The 13,539-nt window shown below is 69.4% G+C and carries 14 protein-coding genes; 6 read left to right on the top strand and 8 right to left on the bottom strand.

The window, feature by feature from the left end; all coding sequences use genetic code 11:
* From E4J16_RS14760 to rplI, 3 genes are all read left to right on the top strand, one after another.
* Positions 1–612: a single-stranded DNA-binding protein gene (locus E4J16_RS14760; protein ID WP_136192038.1), complete on the top strand. Its 612-nt coding sequence runs from the start codon at positions 1–3 to the stop codon at positions 610–612.
* A gap of 144 nt (positions 613–756) precedes the next feature.
* Complete coding sequence (rpsR, locus tag E4J16_RS14755) at positions 757–993, top strand: 30S ribosomal protein S18 (RefSeq protein WP_073333345.1); 237 nt, start codon at positions 757–759, stop codon at positions 991–993.
* Positions 994–1,008: 15 nt separating this feature from the next.
* The gene (gene rplI / locus E4J16_RS14750; RefSeq protein ID WP_136192037.1) at positions 1,009–1,464 is read left to right on the top strand and encodes a 50S ribosomal protein L9; all 456 of its coding nucleotides are present in this window, start codon (positions 1,009–1,011) and stop codon (positions 1,462–1,464) included.
* A 475-nt stretch (positions 1,465–1,939) separates the two neighbouring features.
* On the opposite strand, the gene E4J16_RS14745 is transcribed toward rplI, so the two are convergent.
* Positions 1,940–3,466: an MATE family efflux transporter gene (locus tag E4J16_RS14745; protein ID WP_136314472.1), complete on the bottom strand. Its 1,527-nt coding sequence runs from the start codon at positions 3,464–3,466 to the stop codon at positions 1,940–1,942.
* A 446-nt stretch (positions 3,467–3,912) separates the two neighbouring features.
* On the opposite strand from E4J16_RS14745, the gene dnaB reads away from it, so the two are divergent.
* Positions 3,913–5,355: a replicative DNA helicase gene (gene dnaB, locus E4J16_RS14740; protein ID WP_136192035.1), complete on the top strand. Its 1,443-nt coding sequence runs from the start codon at positions 3,913–3,915 to the stop codon at positions 5,353–5,355.
* 650 nt (positions 5,356–6,005) lie between these two features.
* Here dnaB and E4J16_RS14735 read toward each other — a convergent pair.
* The 5 genes from E4J16_RS14735 to E4J16_RS14715 all read right to left on the bottom strand — a co-directional run bounded on the left by E4J16_RS14735 (position 6,006) and on the right by E4J16_RS14715 (position 9,880).
* The gene (locus E4J16_RS14735; RefSeq protein ID WP_240038487.1) at positions 6,006–6,677 is read right to left on the bottom strand and encodes an ABC transporter permease; all 672 of its coding nucleotides are present in this window, start codon (positions 6,675–6,677) and stop codon (positions 6,006–6,008) included.
* Positions 6,678–6,757: 80 nt separating this feature from the next.
* On the bottom strand, positions 6,758–7,666 hold the full coding sequence (locus E4J16_RS14730; protein WP_136192034.1) for an ATP-binding cassette domain-containing protein: 909 nt from the start codon (positions 7,664–7,666) through the stop codon (positions 6,758–6,760).
* Positions 7,663–8,043, bottom strand: a complete 381-nt coding sequence (locus E4J16_RS14725) for a PadR family transcriptional regulator (protein ID WP_136314471.1) — start codon at positions 8,041–8,043, stop codon at positions 7,663–7,665. Before E4J16_RS14725 ends, E4J16_RS14730 begins: the two co-directional genes overlap by 4 nt.
* A 236-nt stretch (positions 8,044–8,279) precedes the next feature.
* A complete protein-coding gene (locus E4J16_RS14720) occupies positions 8,280–9,131 on the bottom strand; it encodes a hydroxymethylpyrimidine/phosphomethylpyrimidine kinase (protein ID WP_136314470.1) in 852 nt (283 codons plus the stop codon).
* Positions 9,132–9,265: 134 nt separating this feature from the next.
* Positions 9,266–9,880, bottom strand: coding sequence for an NAD(P)-dependent oxidoreductase (locus tag E4J16_RS14715; RefSeq protein WP_136314469.1), 615 nt, complete (start codon positions 9,878–9,880; stop codon positions 9,266–9,268).
* Positions 9,881–10,046: 166 nt separating this feature from the next.
* Between E4J16_RS14715 and E4J16_RS14710 the strand changes: the two genes are divergently transcribed.
* Together E4J16_RS14710 and E4J16_RS14705 are read left to right on the top strand one after the other, a co-directional pair.
* Positions 10,047–10,490 carry a winged helix-turn-helix transcriptional regulator gene (locus tag E4J16_RS14710; RefSeq protein WP_136192157.1) on the top strand — a complete coding sequence of 148 codons (444 nt, stop codon included), beginning with the start codon at positions 10,047–10,049 and terminating at the stop codon, positions 10,488–10,490.
* 281 nt (positions 10,491–10,771) lie between these two features.
* A complete protein-coding gene (locus tag E4J16_RS14705) occupies positions 10,772–12,841 on the top strand; it encodes an alpha-amylase family protein (protein WP_136314468.1) in 2,070 nt (689 codons plus the stop codon).
* Between the two features lie 16 nt (positions 12,842–12,857).
* On the opposite strand, the gene E4J16_RS14700 is transcribed toward E4J16_RS14705, so the two are convergent.
* Both E4J16_RS14700 and E4J16_RS14695 read right to left on the bottom strand, forming a co-directional pair.
* Complete coding sequence (locus tag E4J16_RS14700) at positions 12,858–13,277, bottom strand: type II toxin-antitoxin system VapC family toxin (RefSeq protein WP_204519875.1); 420 nt, start codon at positions 13,275–13,277, stop codon at positions 12,858–12,860.
* Complete coding sequence (locus E4J16_RS14695) at positions 13,277–13,531, bottom strand: type II toxin-antitoxin system Phd/YefM family antitoxin (protein ID WP_136192029.1); 255 nt, start codon at positions 13,529–13,531, stop codon at positions 13,277–13,279. The genes E4J16_RS14700 and E4J16_RS14695 overlap by 1 nt, the downstream gene beginning before the upstream one ends.
* Positions 13,532–13,539 lie beyond the last annotated feature (8 nt).

Here is a 13,539-nt window from a genome sequence, read left to right as displayed (position 1 = left end):
ATGGCCGGCGATACCGTCATCACGATTATCGGGAATCTGACTGCGGACCCCGAGATGCGCTTCACGCCCTCGGGTGCGGCGGTCGCCTCCTTCACCATCGCCTCCACCCCGCGCAGCTTCGACCGTCAGGCCCAGGAGTGGCGCGACGGGGAGACCCTGTTCATGCGCTGCTCGATCTGGCGCGACGCCGCGGAGAACGTGGCCGAGTCGCTGACCAAGGGCACGCGCGTGATCGCGCAGGGCCGCCTGGTGCAGCGCTCCTACACCACCCGTGAGGGCGAGAACCGCACGGTGGTGGAGATGCAGGTCGATGAGATCGGCCCCTCCCTGCGCTACGCCAAGGCGCAGGTCACCCGCCAGCCCCGCGGGGGCGGTCAGGGCGGCTTCAACCAGGGCGGCCAGGGCGGCGGCTACAATGCCGGCCAGCAGCAGGGCGGATACAACCAGGGCGGTGGCCAGCAGGGCGGTTACAGCAACGCCCCGCAGGGCGGCCAGGGCGGTTACAGCCAGGGCGGCCAGCAGGGCAGCTACAACGCCCCGGCCGGAGGCGCCCCGGATGACCCCTGGGCCACCGGCCCCGCCACCAGTTTCGGCGACGAGCCCCCGTTCTGAGCCGCGTCTTCGAAGTCCGGTTGACAGCACCGCAACTTCAGTCATTCCCCGGCCCGGCCGGGAACGTGGGCGCCGTCGTCGCCCGCACCAATCTCGCAATAGACCCACGGGTGCCACGCGGCGCCCGACCCAAGGAGTACCACCATGGCGAAGCCCCAGCTTCGTAAGCCGAAGAAGAAGATCGCACCGGTGAAGGCCATCAAGGTCGGCACCATCGACTACAAGGACACCGCCACGCTGCGGAAGTTCATCTCTGACCGCGGCAAGATCCGCGCCCGCCGTGTCACCGGCGTTTCCGTGCAGGACCAGCGCAAGATCGCCAAGGCCATCAAGAACGCCCGTGAGATGGCCCTGCTGCCCTACACGAGCTCGGCCCGCTGATAGGAGACGCAGACAATGACCACCAAGCTCATTCTCACGCACGACGTCGCCAACCTCGGTGCCGCCGGGGAGGTCGTCGAGGTCAAGGACGGCTACGCCCGTAACTACCTGCTCCCCCGCAAGCTGGCGACCCCGTGGACCAAGGGCGCCCAGCGTCAGATCGACCAGATGGCGGAGGCCCGCCGCAAGCGCGCCATTGACTCCCTGGAGCAGGCCCAGGAGGCCCGCGCCTGGCTGTCGAGCAACGTCGTTACGGTCACCGCCGTGTCCGGTGACAACGGCCGCCTCTTCGGTGCCGTCAGCACCGCGCAGCTCGCCGACGCCGTCAAGGAGGCCGATGGCCCGGCCATTGACCGCCGCAAGATCCAGCTGCCCCGCCCGATCAAGTCGACCGGTCGTCACAGTGCCACGGTGCGCCTGCACGCCGACGTCGTCGCCCCCCTCGAGGTCAACGTCGTCGCCGCCCGCTGAGTCGGGTAGCAGCTGATACGAACAAGCACGTCGTAGCCGACGCGTCACCCGACGCGTCGGCTACGACTTTTGTGTGGGCGGCACGTCGGCTGGAGCATCGGCCACGCGCCCATATTCGGCGCTTCTGATTTGAGTGCGTGGGGCTGCCGAGGCCGGTTCTCGGGCGAGGGCGTTACGGTGCGTGCGGCCTCGGAGCTGACGCTTCGGCACTTGGCTACGACGGTTCGTACTTTCTGGTGACGGTTCGTACCCCGGGGTGCCGAACCGTCGAACAAAGGTACGAAGCGTCGTCCTGAAGGTACGAAGCGTCGGGCAAGAGTACGAACCGTCAGGTCCCGCTAGTCTCCTGCCGCGCCCGGGGTGGGCAATGTGTGCTGTCGGTGGCCGTGTGCTCGCTGCGGAAGTCGTTGCGCCCAACTACGGCGGCTGTATGCGAGTGGTTGTGGCAACAACCGATGGCTCCGTGCCTAGCCGCTCAATGCCGCCAGGCGTCAGAGCGTGCGCGTAGACCGGTCACCAGGGCGCGCACCCCCATGAACACCCAGGCGAAGGCCACCCACAGCCAGACCAGGCCCGCCATCCCACTCGTCGGCCAGCCCCGGGCCACCAGGACGGCGAGCGGAAGATACGGCACCAGGGTCGCCATCTGCGCCCACGCCAGGTAGCGGCCGTCGCCAGCCCCCATCAGCACCCCGTCGAACAGGAAGACCGCACCCGCAAGAGGCATCGCCGTGGCGGCCACCAGCAGGGCCGGCCGCGCGGCCACGACCACCGCGGCTTCGGAGGTGAACAGGTACGGCAGCCAGGGGCTGGCGCCCGCCAACATGACGCCGATCACCGCCCCCGCGGCCACCCCCCACGCCAGACACCGGCGTAGCACGGCGTCGACCGTCGGGCCGTCATGCGGCACCGGCACGGTGGATTCCGGCGGTGGCGCCGAGGAGGGATCCCGCCGCGCGGCCGGACCCGCAGCGGCACGGGAGGGGCCCGGGTTCGCCGACGCCGGGGCTTGCTCCGCAGATACCCGTGCCGCCCGCTCGGCCTCGGCCCGGCCCAGTGCCGTCCCCACCAGCGCCTGCGCGGCGATGGCGAGCGCATCCAGGGCGAAGGCGGTGAAGTTCCACAGCGAGTTGACCACCTGGTGCGCGGCGAGCGCCGTCGCCCCCAGGGCGGTTGCCGCCCACACGGTGGCCAGGATCGCCGCCCGCAGCGACACCGTGCGCACCAGCAGTGGCGCCCCGGAGCCCAGGGAGGCGCGCATTCCCGCCGCCCGCGGAGACAGCGGTACGTCGGCCGCGCGGGCTGCCCTCACAACGGGCCACAGCAGCGCCACCGCCATGGCGGTCTGTGCGATCGCCGTGCCCAGGCCGGAGCCGGCGATCCCCATGCCCACCCCGTACAGGAGAGTCGCGTTCAGGGCGACGTTTCCGACCGCACCGGCCGTCGCCACCACGAAGGGCGTGCGCGTGTCCAGCAGGCCGCGCAGCGTGCCCGTGGCTGCGTAGACCACCAGCATTCCGGGAAGTCCCGGTGCGGACGCGCGCAGGTAGGTGACGGCGGCGTCGGCCACCGGGCCTTCGGCCCCCATGACGTCCACCGCCCACGGTGCGCCGACGGCCAGCAGGACCGCCGCCACCAGACCCAACAGTGCCGCCAGCCAGGCGCCGTCGACGCCCGCCTGCAGGCCGCCGACCCGGTTACCGGCGCCGAAGCGGCGGGCGGTGGTCGCCGTCGTCGCGTAGGCCAGGAACACGAACAGGCCGACGATGGTGGTCAGCAGGGTGGAGGCCAGCGACAGGCCCGCGAGGCTGGCCGCGCCCAGGTGGCCGACCATGGCGGAGTCGATGAGCACGAACAGCGGCTCGGCGACGAGCGCTCCCAGGGCGGGGACGGCCAGGGACAGGATTTGGCGGTTCAGGTCGGCGGATGCGGCCTGCGGGCCGGTGCCGCCCGAGTCTGCGGGCGGGGACGTGTTGGCTGCTGGAGCCGGCGAGTCGGACAAGATCTACTCCGTGGGTCGGGCGGGCCAGTCTCTCATGCGCGGCTGGCCGCGGGCGGTGCGGGGGCGGCGAATGACGTGCGGTAACGATGTGAGATTGAAGGGCGCTCCCTCAGGTCGAGGTTGAGGTTCATCCACAGGAATACCCACTTATCCACAGATTTTGATTGCGGTTTGGGCCGGACGCCTTGTGGCTTGTGACCACCGCCGGTCAGAGGCGAGATTCCAGCGAGTTTCGGGGATTTCGACGCGGCTGGGGCCGACTGGGTCCGCCGCCGCTCCACACCCGCGGCGGCGCGTCGCCCACAGGCATTCGGGGTTTTTCCACATGTCGACGCCGGTTGCCCACAGGCTGCAAAGATCACCGTTTGCGACTCCCGGATCCGCCCGCTAGTGTCACCGCGCGACCCGTCTGGGCGGGCACGGCAGGGGAGGGTAGTGACCGACAAATGACCGACGTCGACACCATCGGCACACGCGCCCGCAGCGAGGAGCGGCCGGTTGACGCCCGCTACGACGGCACCTTCGACCGGGTCCCGCCGCAGGACCTGGAGGCGGAGATGTCCACGCTCGGCGGCATGCTGCTGAGCAAGGAGGCCATCACCGACGTCATCGAGGTGCTGCGCGGCCCGGAGTTCTACAAGCCCGCCCACGAGTCCATCTTCGACGCGATCGTCGAGGTCTACAACCGCTCCGAGCCGGCCGACCCGCTGATCGTCGCCGATGAGCTGTCCAAGCGGGGCGAGCTCGAGCGCATTGGCGGCGCCCCGTACCTGGCCTCCCTGATGGCGACCGTGCCGACCGCCGCCAACGCCGCGTACTACGCGCGCATCGTCAAGGAGAAGTCGCTGATGCGCGGCCTGGTGCAGGCCGGCACTCGCATCGCCCAGCTCGGCTACTCCACCGACGCCGGCGATATCGACGAACTCGTCACCCTGGCCGAGTCAGAGGTCTACGCCGTCGCCCACAAGGAGGGCGAGCGCGAGGACTACGTGCCGGTCGGGGAGCTGCTCAATGAGGCCAACCTCGAGATCGAGGCCGGGCAGGCCCGCGAGGACGGGCAGATGCGGGGCGTGCCCACGGGCTTCGTAGAGCTCGACGAGCTGCTCGGCGGCCTGCACGGCGGGCAGATGATCATCGTGGCCGCGCGCCCCGCCATGGGTAAGTCGACGCTCGCCGTCGACTTCTGCCGCTCGGCGTCGATACACTCGCGCGGCGCGGACGGAAACCTCATCCCCTCGTGCTACTTCTCCCTGGAGATGGGCCGCATGGAGCTGATGATGCGCATCCTGTCCGCCGAGTCGGGCGTGGCCATGAACAAGCTGCGCGGGGGCAGCCAGATGGACGAGCGCGACTGGGAGGACGTGGCCCGCGCCTACAACCCGGTCTCCGAGGCGCCCCTGTTCATCGACGACTCCCCGAACCTGACCATGCCGGAGATCCGCTCCAAGGCCCTGCGGCTGAAGCAGCACCACGGGCTCGGGCTGATGGTGGTGGACTACCTGCAGCTGATGAGCTCGGGCAAGCAGGTCGAGTCCCGCCAGCAGGAGGTCTCGGAGTTCTCGCGCTCGCTGAAGCTGCTGGCCAAGGAGCTGGACATTCCGGTGGTCGCCGTCGCCCAGTTGAACCGCGGCCCGGAGCAGCGCACCGGCAACAAGCCACAGATGAGCGACCTGCGCGAATCCGGCTCCCTGGAGCAGGACGCCGACGTCATCATGCTGCTGCACCGGCCCGAGTACTACCAGGAGGAGGAGCGGCCGGGCGAGGCCGACATCATCGTCGCCAAGCACCGCAACGGCCAGACCCGCACGATCCCGGTGGCCTTCCAGGGGCACCTGTCCCGCTTCGCCAACATGGCCCGCAACATCACCCCCGAGCCGGCCTACGAATGAGCGCGGGTGCGCGTGCGAGTGCCAGTGAGCGAGCGCTGCCACCGTCTCACCGCAATGCCGACCACCGAGTCACGGTCAACGTGGACACCGTTTTCCGACGAACCATGACACCGTTTTACGGGCTCTTCTGTTTCGAGGGCGTGGCGGTGGGGGCTGGGGTGGTGTGTGGTTGTTTGCGGTTCGGTCGACCGACCCGCGCCCAGCTCTACTTGGACCGCTCAGCTCCGCTTGGACCGCCCTAGACGCTGTCTCAGGCGGTCCAACGAGAGGACGGCGGTCCAACGAGAGGACGGCGGTCCAACGAGAGGACGGCGGTCCAAGTAGGGCCCGTCCGCTGCGCCGAACTCGGGCACTCCTCCCCACGGCATACCCGGGCACACAGCCCACACCCACCAGACCTCAGCCCAGGAGACCGTGGTCGCGCGGATGGGGAGAGGGATCAACTTAGTGGCCGACTCGGACAGGGCTCGACACCCTTCAAGGTCTGATACGCGGCGTAGTCCTGTGGGAGCTCGGCTGGGGCGGGCGCATTCCACGACCTTCGTCGCACTGCACGACCCTGGGGTACAAAACACGACCCCGGGGCGGTCGTGGAACGTACCCCGAGGTCGTGGAACGTGCTTCTGTCTCACCGGGGATGGGGCCGCGAATCACTGCGGCTCGGGAAGGCGGATCACTCGTAGACGCCGGATACCTAGCAGCCAGGTCAATACCACCAGCCCGACGGCGAAGCCCAATCCGTGAAGCAGCCCGCGCCAGAGGTAGTCGTCCGCCTGTGTGCCCAGAGAATCGACGATGTAGCTGGATAGCTCTCGCGTCGACCATAGGGGCAGCACTCGAGTCCACGCGGCCGTCGGGTCCACGAGGAGCTGAATGGCCATGACCGCCAGCAGCAACAGGGCGCCCTCCAGGTCCCTCGGCACGAGCGCGGCGGCCACAGAGCCCAGGGGCGCCGCCACGGTCACGGTCAGAAGCAGCATTAGCGGCACAGCAGCCGGGTGGGTCAGCTTGTCCCCGATCGTGAGTAGAACGAGTCCGGAGTAGAGCGCGGTAATGATCCAGCCGAGGCCCAGCACGGCTGTGTGCCGTCCCAGGACCAGCGCCGTCGGGCTGGCCCCGCTCGCGGCGAGCCGCAGGTCTATCGAGCGTGAGGCCACCGACGTGAATAGGGCCAGTGTCGCGGCCGCCCAGCCCAGTCCGATGGACAGCAGGCGCAGTGCGGTCCAGTGCGTGTCGATTCGCACCAGGTAGAAGACGAGCGGCAACAGCAGGGCGAGGGCAAGCGCTCCACGTCGCCGGCTCAGTTCGTGCGTGGTGACCATGGCCACCAGCACTGCGGTGCGCAGTAGCCGATGCTCGTTGTTCAGTGACGGGGCGCCGGGCTCGGCGATTGCGGCTGCGGTCATGCGGCTCGCTCCTTTGTCTGGGGGGCCTCCGTATACGATTCGGGGGCGGGCAGTTCGACGACGCGATCGACGAAGTCGATGTCTCGCAGCAGGTGGGTCACCAGAAGGACCCCGGCGCCGGAGCTTCGCCAGGCCGAGATGAGAGTCCATAAATCCTCATAGGCCAGAGCATCAAGGCCCTGGTAGGGCTCGTCCAGGAGCAGCAGTTCGGGGGAGGTGAGTTGAGCCAGGGCGAGATTGAGTTTCTGTTGGGTGCCTCCTGACAGGGTGCGGGTGATCTGGTCGCCGTTGGGGCGCCATCCCAGGCGGTGGAGGATCTGGTGCCCCGTCGGCACTGCGCGGTCCTGGTTCGCGCCGTCGAGAGCCCCGAATAGCCGTAGATGCTCGTCGACGGTCAGCAGTGGGGCCAGCGCGTCGAGTTGCGGCGCGTAGCCGAAGCGCTCGGTCCGCTCCACTCGACCCGAGCTGGTTGGCAGCAGGCCCGCACAGGCCTGGAGGAGAGTGGACTTGCCGGCTCCGTTTGAGCCGACGACGGCGACGATTTCGCTCCGTCGTACCGTGAGACTGAAGTTCGACAGGACTGTGCGTCGGCCACGCCGGAGGGTGACATCGTGCAGTCGCAGTACCACTGGGCCCAGTGCGTGTCCCGTGTCGCGACCGGCGGCGTCACCCTCTTTCATCGCAGAGGCCAACTCGCGGGCGAACAGGACGGCGGGGCCGAAGAGGTTCGCCGGCGCGATACCGGCTGAATCGGCCTCAGCACGGGCATCTGCCACGATGCGTTCGAGCTCCTTGGGGCTCAGGCCATGTGCCGTCAGCTCCGCGTTCAGGCTTCGGTACCAGGCGGCGTCGGCAGGATCCGGCTCGGGGTGCGACGAGGAGCCGGAGTAGGTTGCGGCGGTCATGAGTGGGCCTCGGCCGCTGTATGGGCGGGAAGCGCCCGCCCGTGGGGTGACGCCTCACCCTCCAAGATGGCTGAAACGGCGCTACGGAAGGCGCACCACTCCGCTCGACGCGCGGCGAGTTCGTTTCGGCCGGCGTCGGTGAGCTCGTAGTACTTGCGAGTGGGTCCGGAATCGGAAGGGCGTGTGGTGGTGGCGAGCAGGCCACGCCGCTCCAGGCGGGTGAGTGCCGGGTAGAGGCTGCCTCCGGGAACATTCTCCAGACCGGCGGCGTCGAGGCGACGGGTCAGCGACAGTCCGTAGTCGGCGCCGCTTTCAAGCAGGGCGAGTAGGCACGGTTCTAGGAAGCCGCGCAGGAGGCGCGAAGCCGAGGAGTCCATGTAGTCAGACTATCTAGATAGTAGGCAGGCTGTCTACTGGGTTGCGCAAGGTACGGGCCCAAACTCCGGCGCCGACGTCGTTGACTGCCGAAGAGGGCTGACGTTTTACGACCCTGGGGTACAAAACACGACCCCGGGGTGGTCGTGGAACGTACCCCGAGGTCGTGAATTGCAGGAGGGCGTGCCTCCGGTGCGTGTGCGGCGTTCCGGTCGGCCCGGCGCGCCCTCAAGCGCCGTCAGCCGCGGTAGAAGCCCTGGTAGACGTAGGTGAAGGGGATGTTGCCGTGCATGCCCGGGTTCACCGACGCGGACACCACGTTCTTGGCGGTGACGGCGGCCTCCAGCGGGCTGGCGCCCTTGGCGAGCTCGGCGGTTACCGCGGCGGCCAGCGTGCAGCCCGCGCCGTGCATGCGCTCGGTGCCGACGGCCGGCACCTCCAGGACCTCCAGGGTCTGGCCGTCGTAGAAGACGTCCAGGGCGGTGCCGGTGCCGAGCGTGGGGCCGGCCTTGGCCAGGACGTTGGGCACGCCCAGGTCGTAGATGCGCTTGGCGGCGTCCTTGAGCTGCTCGACGCTGGTGATCTCGTCGACGCCGGCCAGGGTGGCGGCCTCGAACAGGTTCGGAGTGGTCATCTTGGCGCGGGGCAGGATCTTCGCGCGCAGGGCGTTGTCGACGTCAAGGGTGGTGCCGGGCTCCTGGCCCTTGCAGATCAGGACCGGGTCCACCACCAGATTGGGGAACTGGTACTGCTCCAGGGCGGCCTCGACGGCCTCAATGGTGGGCAGTGTTCCGAGCATGCCGATCTTGACGGCGTCGATCCGGGTGTGGACAGTGGCGCAGGCCTCGATCTGGTCGGTGATCACCTGCGGGTCGACCGGCACGAACCGGTGGTCCCAGTTGTGCTTGGGGTCCATGGAGACGATGCAGGTCAGGGCCGTGCAGCCGAACACGCCCAGCTCGTGGAAGGTCTTCAGGTCGGTCTGGGCGCCGGCGCCGCCGGAGGCCTCCGAGCCGGCGATTGCCAGGGCGATGGGAGGGGCGGCGGGGACAGTTGTGCTTGCGGGACTGCTCGCGGTGGTGCTTGCCATGCGGCCAGCATGCCCCGGCGTCCGGGAAGTGTCCACACGGCGGACCGCATGCTGGAACTCGCCTCGGCCGCTTGCCACCCACCGCACGGCCGACGACGGCGGCCGCACAGTCGCCGTCGTCGGCCGGTGCGGGCTCAGGCGCCGGCGACCGCGAAGCGCTCACCGCGGTGAGCGTCGCGCTCGGCCTCGTCGACCAGCGCGAGGGCGAAGTCGGCGGGGGAGAGGTTCGTGCCGACCGGGCTGTCCTTGCCTACGGTGTAGGCGCCGGCGGACTGCTCCGAGGGGTAGGCGGGAGCGGGAGAAACCAGGGTCCAGGCCAGCTCGTCCCCGGCGGCGCGGAAGGCGTCCAGTACTTCGCTGAAGGCCAGGGCCTCGGGCTTGGAGTCGGCGGGGAAGTCGGGGGAGTCGACCAGCCGCTTGCCGTCGGCGTCCAGCAGTGAGCCGGCGCCGCCGACGATCACGAGCCGACCGGCGGGGCGGGCGGCGATCAGTGCCTTGAAGGCGTCGACGGTCGGCTGTACGGGGCCGCCGGTGCGGTCGGGGGAGACGGCGACGATGGTGGTGTCCGCGGCGTTGACCAGGTCGACCACGGCGGCGGTGTCGGCGAAGTCGACTGCCACGTCGGTGGCGGCACCCTCGGTGTGGCGGCCGGAGCGGGAGGCGGAGGTGACGGTGTGGCCGCGGCGGGCGGCCTCGGCGACCACTGCGGCGCCGGTGGTGCCGGTGCCGCCGATGACGGTGATGTTCATGAGGGCTCCTTGTGCTTGTGGGTGCGGTTTGCGGATGTGTGCCGCCTGCGCTCGCGGTGGGGCGGCGACGCTGCTACAGTATTTATTTGAAACCAAGTACCTCAAGGTAACTACGGAGTTGCTCGTGTCACATTCATTTGATGCCGCCGCGCCCTCTGCGGCGGGCATGGGCGCCGCACCCGCAGCCGAGGCGGAGGCCGCTCCCGCCACCACGGGCACGGCTGCGGGTCGGCCACTGGCCGCCTACGACGTGCTGTCACCCGACTGTCCGTCCCGAACGGTGCTGCGGCATGTGGTCGACCGCTGGACGCCGCTGATCGTCGCGGTACTGGCGCGCGGGCCGCGGCGCTTCGGTCAACTGCGCGAGGCTGTGGGCGGCGTGACTCCCAAGGTGCTGGCCCAGACCCTGCGGTCTATGGAGCGGGACGGGCTGGTGCTGCGCGAGCAGACCCCGGGTGTGCCGCCGCGCGTGGACTACACGCTCACCGCGCTCGGTGCGAGCCTCGCAGAGCCGATCGCCGCGCTGCGCGCCTGGGCCGAGGTCAACGCCGCGCAGGTGCTGGCCCATCGTGAGAGCTACGACCGCGCCCACCTCCACCCCGAGGAGTAGGTGACCGCTATCCGACTCTTGTTGTGCCGGATCATGTCTGAGGGGAGTCCGAGGGATATCTGCGGGCACGGGATGCGGCTACGAGTGTCAAAGAATGCACCACTTTCCGGGCGCGTCCTCGGGGCCCGGTCGACTCTGCCGCGGAATCGCGCGGCTCACGGAGACGCCCCAACGGCGCGGCGGTTCAAAGTGGTGCGTTTTGTGACACCTGCGCGTACCTGCGGCAGCTTCGCTGCCCGAAAGTCCTCCCGCGCGGACGCCTGATCAGGGACCATATAGGTATGAGTGCTCCCACACCCGCCGACTCCACTGGCACCCCCGCATCCGCTTCCACCTGGTCCACCGGAGCCGCGGCCGTGGTGGTGCCCCAGGAGGTCCGCGACGCCGTCGACGCCGCGCTCGCCGGCCTGCCGCGCGCCGAGCGCGAGATCTTCACCACCCGCGTCGAGCGCTGGTACCCGGACGTCAGCGACGGCCTGCTGACCCTGTACGGCGAGCCTGCGGCCGGGCGCACCGCCGTGACCCTGCTGGCTGAGGCTGCCCGCGCATACGCGGCCCGCAGCCCCGAGCTGCGCCACCTCGACCTGGCCCGCACGCTCGACCCCGCCTGGGTGCAGGACCCCTCCCGCATCGGCTACTCCGGCTACACCGAGCGCTTTGCCGGCGACCTGCGCGGCGTGGAGCAGCGCATCGGCTACCTGCGGGAGCTGGGCGTCAGCTACCTCCACCTGATGCCGCTGCTCACCCCCCGTCCCGGCGACTCCGACGGCGGCTACGCCGTGGCCGACTACCGCGCGGTGCGCCCCGACCTGGGTGATATGGATGATCTCGCCCACCTGACCGGCGAGCTGCGCAAGGAGGGCATGAGCCTGGTCATCGACCTGGTACTCAACCACGTGGCCCGTGAGCACGAGTGGGCACAGCGGGCCCGCGCCGGCGAGCAGCGCTACCGCGACTACTTCCTCATCTTCCCAGACCGCACCGAGCCGGACGCCTACGAGCGCACCCTCCCGGAGATCTTCCCCGACTTCGCCCCCGGCAACTTCACCTGGGAGGAGGACCTTGACGGCTGGGTGTGGACCACCTTCAACTCCTTCCAGTGGGACCTGAACTGGCGCAACCCCCAGGTGATGGAGGAGTTCGTCGAGATCGTGATGGAACTGGCCAACCGCGGGGTGGAGGTGCTGCGCCTGGACGCCATTGCCTTCACCATCAAGCGCAAGGGCACCGACTGCCAGGGGCAGCCCGAGGTTCACTCCATCACCGAGGTGCTGCGGGCACTGACCCGCATCGCCTGCCCCGCCATCGCCCTGAAGGCGGAGGCGATTGTGGCCCCCACCGAGCTGCTGCAGTACCTGGGGCAGGGCCGCTACACCGGCAAGGTCTCCGACCTGGCCTACCACAACTCCCTCATGGTGCAGGTGTGGTCCATGCTGGCCAGCCGCAGCGTGAGCCTGGCCGCCCAGACGCTCTCCTCGCTGCCGATCGAGCCGTCCACTGCCACCTGGATCACCTACATCCGCTGCCACGATGACATCGGCTGGGCGATCGACGACGCCGACGCCGAGGCCGTGGGCCTGACTGGCTACTGGCACCGGGTGTTCCTCGCCGACTGGTACACGGGCCTGTACCCGATGAGCGATGCCCGCGGCCTGACCTTCCAGTACAACCCGGTCACCAACGACCGGCGCACCGCCGGGACCGCGGCCTCCCTCATCGGTATCGAGGCCGCCGCCGAGGCGGTGGCCGGCATTGATGAGCGCACGCCTGCCTGGCGGGAGGAGGAGCTGCGCACGTGGCTGGAGGAGCGCTTCAACGCCATGCGCCTGGCCTACGCCATCATCTACGGATGGGGCGGAATCCCGGTGCTGTGGAGCGGGGATGAGCTGGCGCAGTTCAACGACCCGAACTGGGACACCGAGCCCGGCCACGAGTCCGACTCCCGCTGGGCGGGGCGCCCGCGCCTGTCCGAGGCCGCCGTCGCCGAGCGCCACGACCGCTCCACCGTGCCCGGCCGGGTGTTCACCGACCTGGCCCACATGGGTAAGGTGCGGGCCTCCCTGCCGCAGCTGAGCGCGGATGTGCGTACCGTCGTCGCCCCCGTCGACGACGACGGCGTGCTGGTCACCTTCCGCGACCACCCGCGCGGCAGCTTCGTGGGCGTGTACAACGTGACTCCGGACTGGCGTTCCGTGCCCGCGGCGCGGCTGGCCGAGTACGGGGTGCTCGGGGCGGTGGACGTGCTCACCGACACGGTGCCCGCGGGCTCCACCAGCCTGGAGGGCGCCGGCGACGGCCAGGTGCCGGTGCCGCCCTACGCCGCCTGGTGGCTGGTGCGCTCCACCGACTGACGTGCGGGCCGGTGTCCTAAGCCGCCTCCCAGGGGTTGAGTAGTGCCACGCCCATGGGGGCGAAGCCGGCGACGTTACGAGTCACCACCGTAAGGCCGTGAACCATCGCGGTTGCCGCGATGTAGGCATCTCGCTCGGGGCGGGGGTCGGGTACGTGCAGGTGTGCGCATTGCAAGGCGACAGGGGTGTCTACCGGAAGAATCCGATTGTGGAAGAACGGCAGAACCTGGTGCGCCATCCAGGTGCGCAGGCGGCCTCCCTGGGTTGGGTCGCGCCGCTCAACCCGGGCGATTCCGAGTTCGAGCTCCATTACGGTGATCGCCGATAGGTAGAGGCTGTCTGCGTCGAGGTCGGAGAAGAAGCGCATGACGTGTGGGTCGGCGCGTCCGTCTCCGACCTTGCGCAGTTCGGAGACGACGTTGGTGTCCAGCAGCATCAGTCCAACTCCGCGGCCCGCGGTAGTTCGCGGGCGGGTTCGATGTCCAGCTCGATCTCGGACAGCCCGGGCATGGAGAGCGCCTCCAGGATTCCCTTGTTCCCGGAGGTGAGACGCCGATAATCCTCAATGGACAGCAGGACGTGCGCGGGGACGCCGCGGTCGGTGATGAGGACCGGGCCCTGGTGCGAAGCCCGCTTGGCTGCGGAGACGTTTTGATTGAACTCCCGGCTTGACATGGTGGTGGCTGTCATCGGTCGCG

Source organism: Actinomyces procaprae (genome assembly GCF_004798665.1).
Lineage (GTDB): Bacteria > Actinomycetota > Actinomycetes > Actinomycetales > Actinomycetaceae > Actinomyces > Actinomyces procaprae.
Note: the sequence above shows the minus strand (reverse complement) of the source record. Positions and strands in the feature narration are given on the sequence as shown.

Coding starts and splice junctions, on each gene's coding strand:
- E4J16_RS14705 (WP_136314468.1), top strand. CDS start 10,772: ATGAGTGCTCCCACACCCGCCGACTCCACTGGCACCCCCGCATCCGCT.
- E4J16_RS14720 (WP_136314470.1), bottom strand. CDS start 9,131: ATGGCAAGCACCACCGCGAGCAGTCCCGCAAGCACAACTGTCCCCGCC.
- dnaB (WP_136192035.1), top strand. CDS start 3,913: ATGACCGACGTCGACACCATCGGCACACGCGCCCGCAGCGAGGAGCGG.
- E4J16_RS14710 (WP_136192157.1), top strand. CDS start 10,047: ATGGGCGCCGCACCCGCAGCCGAGGCGGAGGCCGCTCCCGCCACCACG.
- E4J16_RS14735 (WP_240038487.1), bottom strand. CDS start 6,677: ATGGTCACCACGCACGAACTGAGCCGGCGACGTGGAGCGCTTGCCCTC.
- E4J16_RS14730 (WP_136192034.1), bottom strand. CDS start 7,666: ATGACCGCCGCAACCTACTCCGGCTCCTCGTCGCACCCCGAGCCGGAT.
- rplI (WP_136192037.1), top strand. CDS start 1,009: ATGACCACCAAGCTCATTCTCACGCACGACGTCGCCAACCTCGGTGCC.
- rpsR (WP_073333345.1), top strand. CDS start 757: ATGGCGAAGCCCCAGCTTCGTAAGCCGAAGAAGAAGATCGCACCGGTG.
- E4J16_RS14695 (WP_136192029.1), bottom strand. CDS start 13,531: ATGACAGCCACCACCATGTCAAGCCGGGAGTTCAATCAAAACGTCTCC.
- E4J16_RS14700 (WP_204519875.1), bottom strand. CDS start 13,277: ATGCTGCTGGACACCAACGTCGTCTCCGAACTGCGCAAGGTCGGAGAC.
- E4J16_RS14725 (WP_136314471.1), bottom strand. CDS start 8,043: ATGGACTCCTCGGCTTCGCGCCTCCTGCGCGGCTTCCTAGAACCGTGC.
- E4J16_RS14715 (WP_136314469.1), bottom strand. CDS start 9,880: ATGAACATCACCGTCATCGGCGGCACCGGCACCACCGGCGCCGCAGTG.
- E4J16_RS14760 (WP_136192038.1), top strand. CDS start 1: ATGGCCGGCGATACCGTCATCACGATTATCGGGAATCTGACTGCGGAC.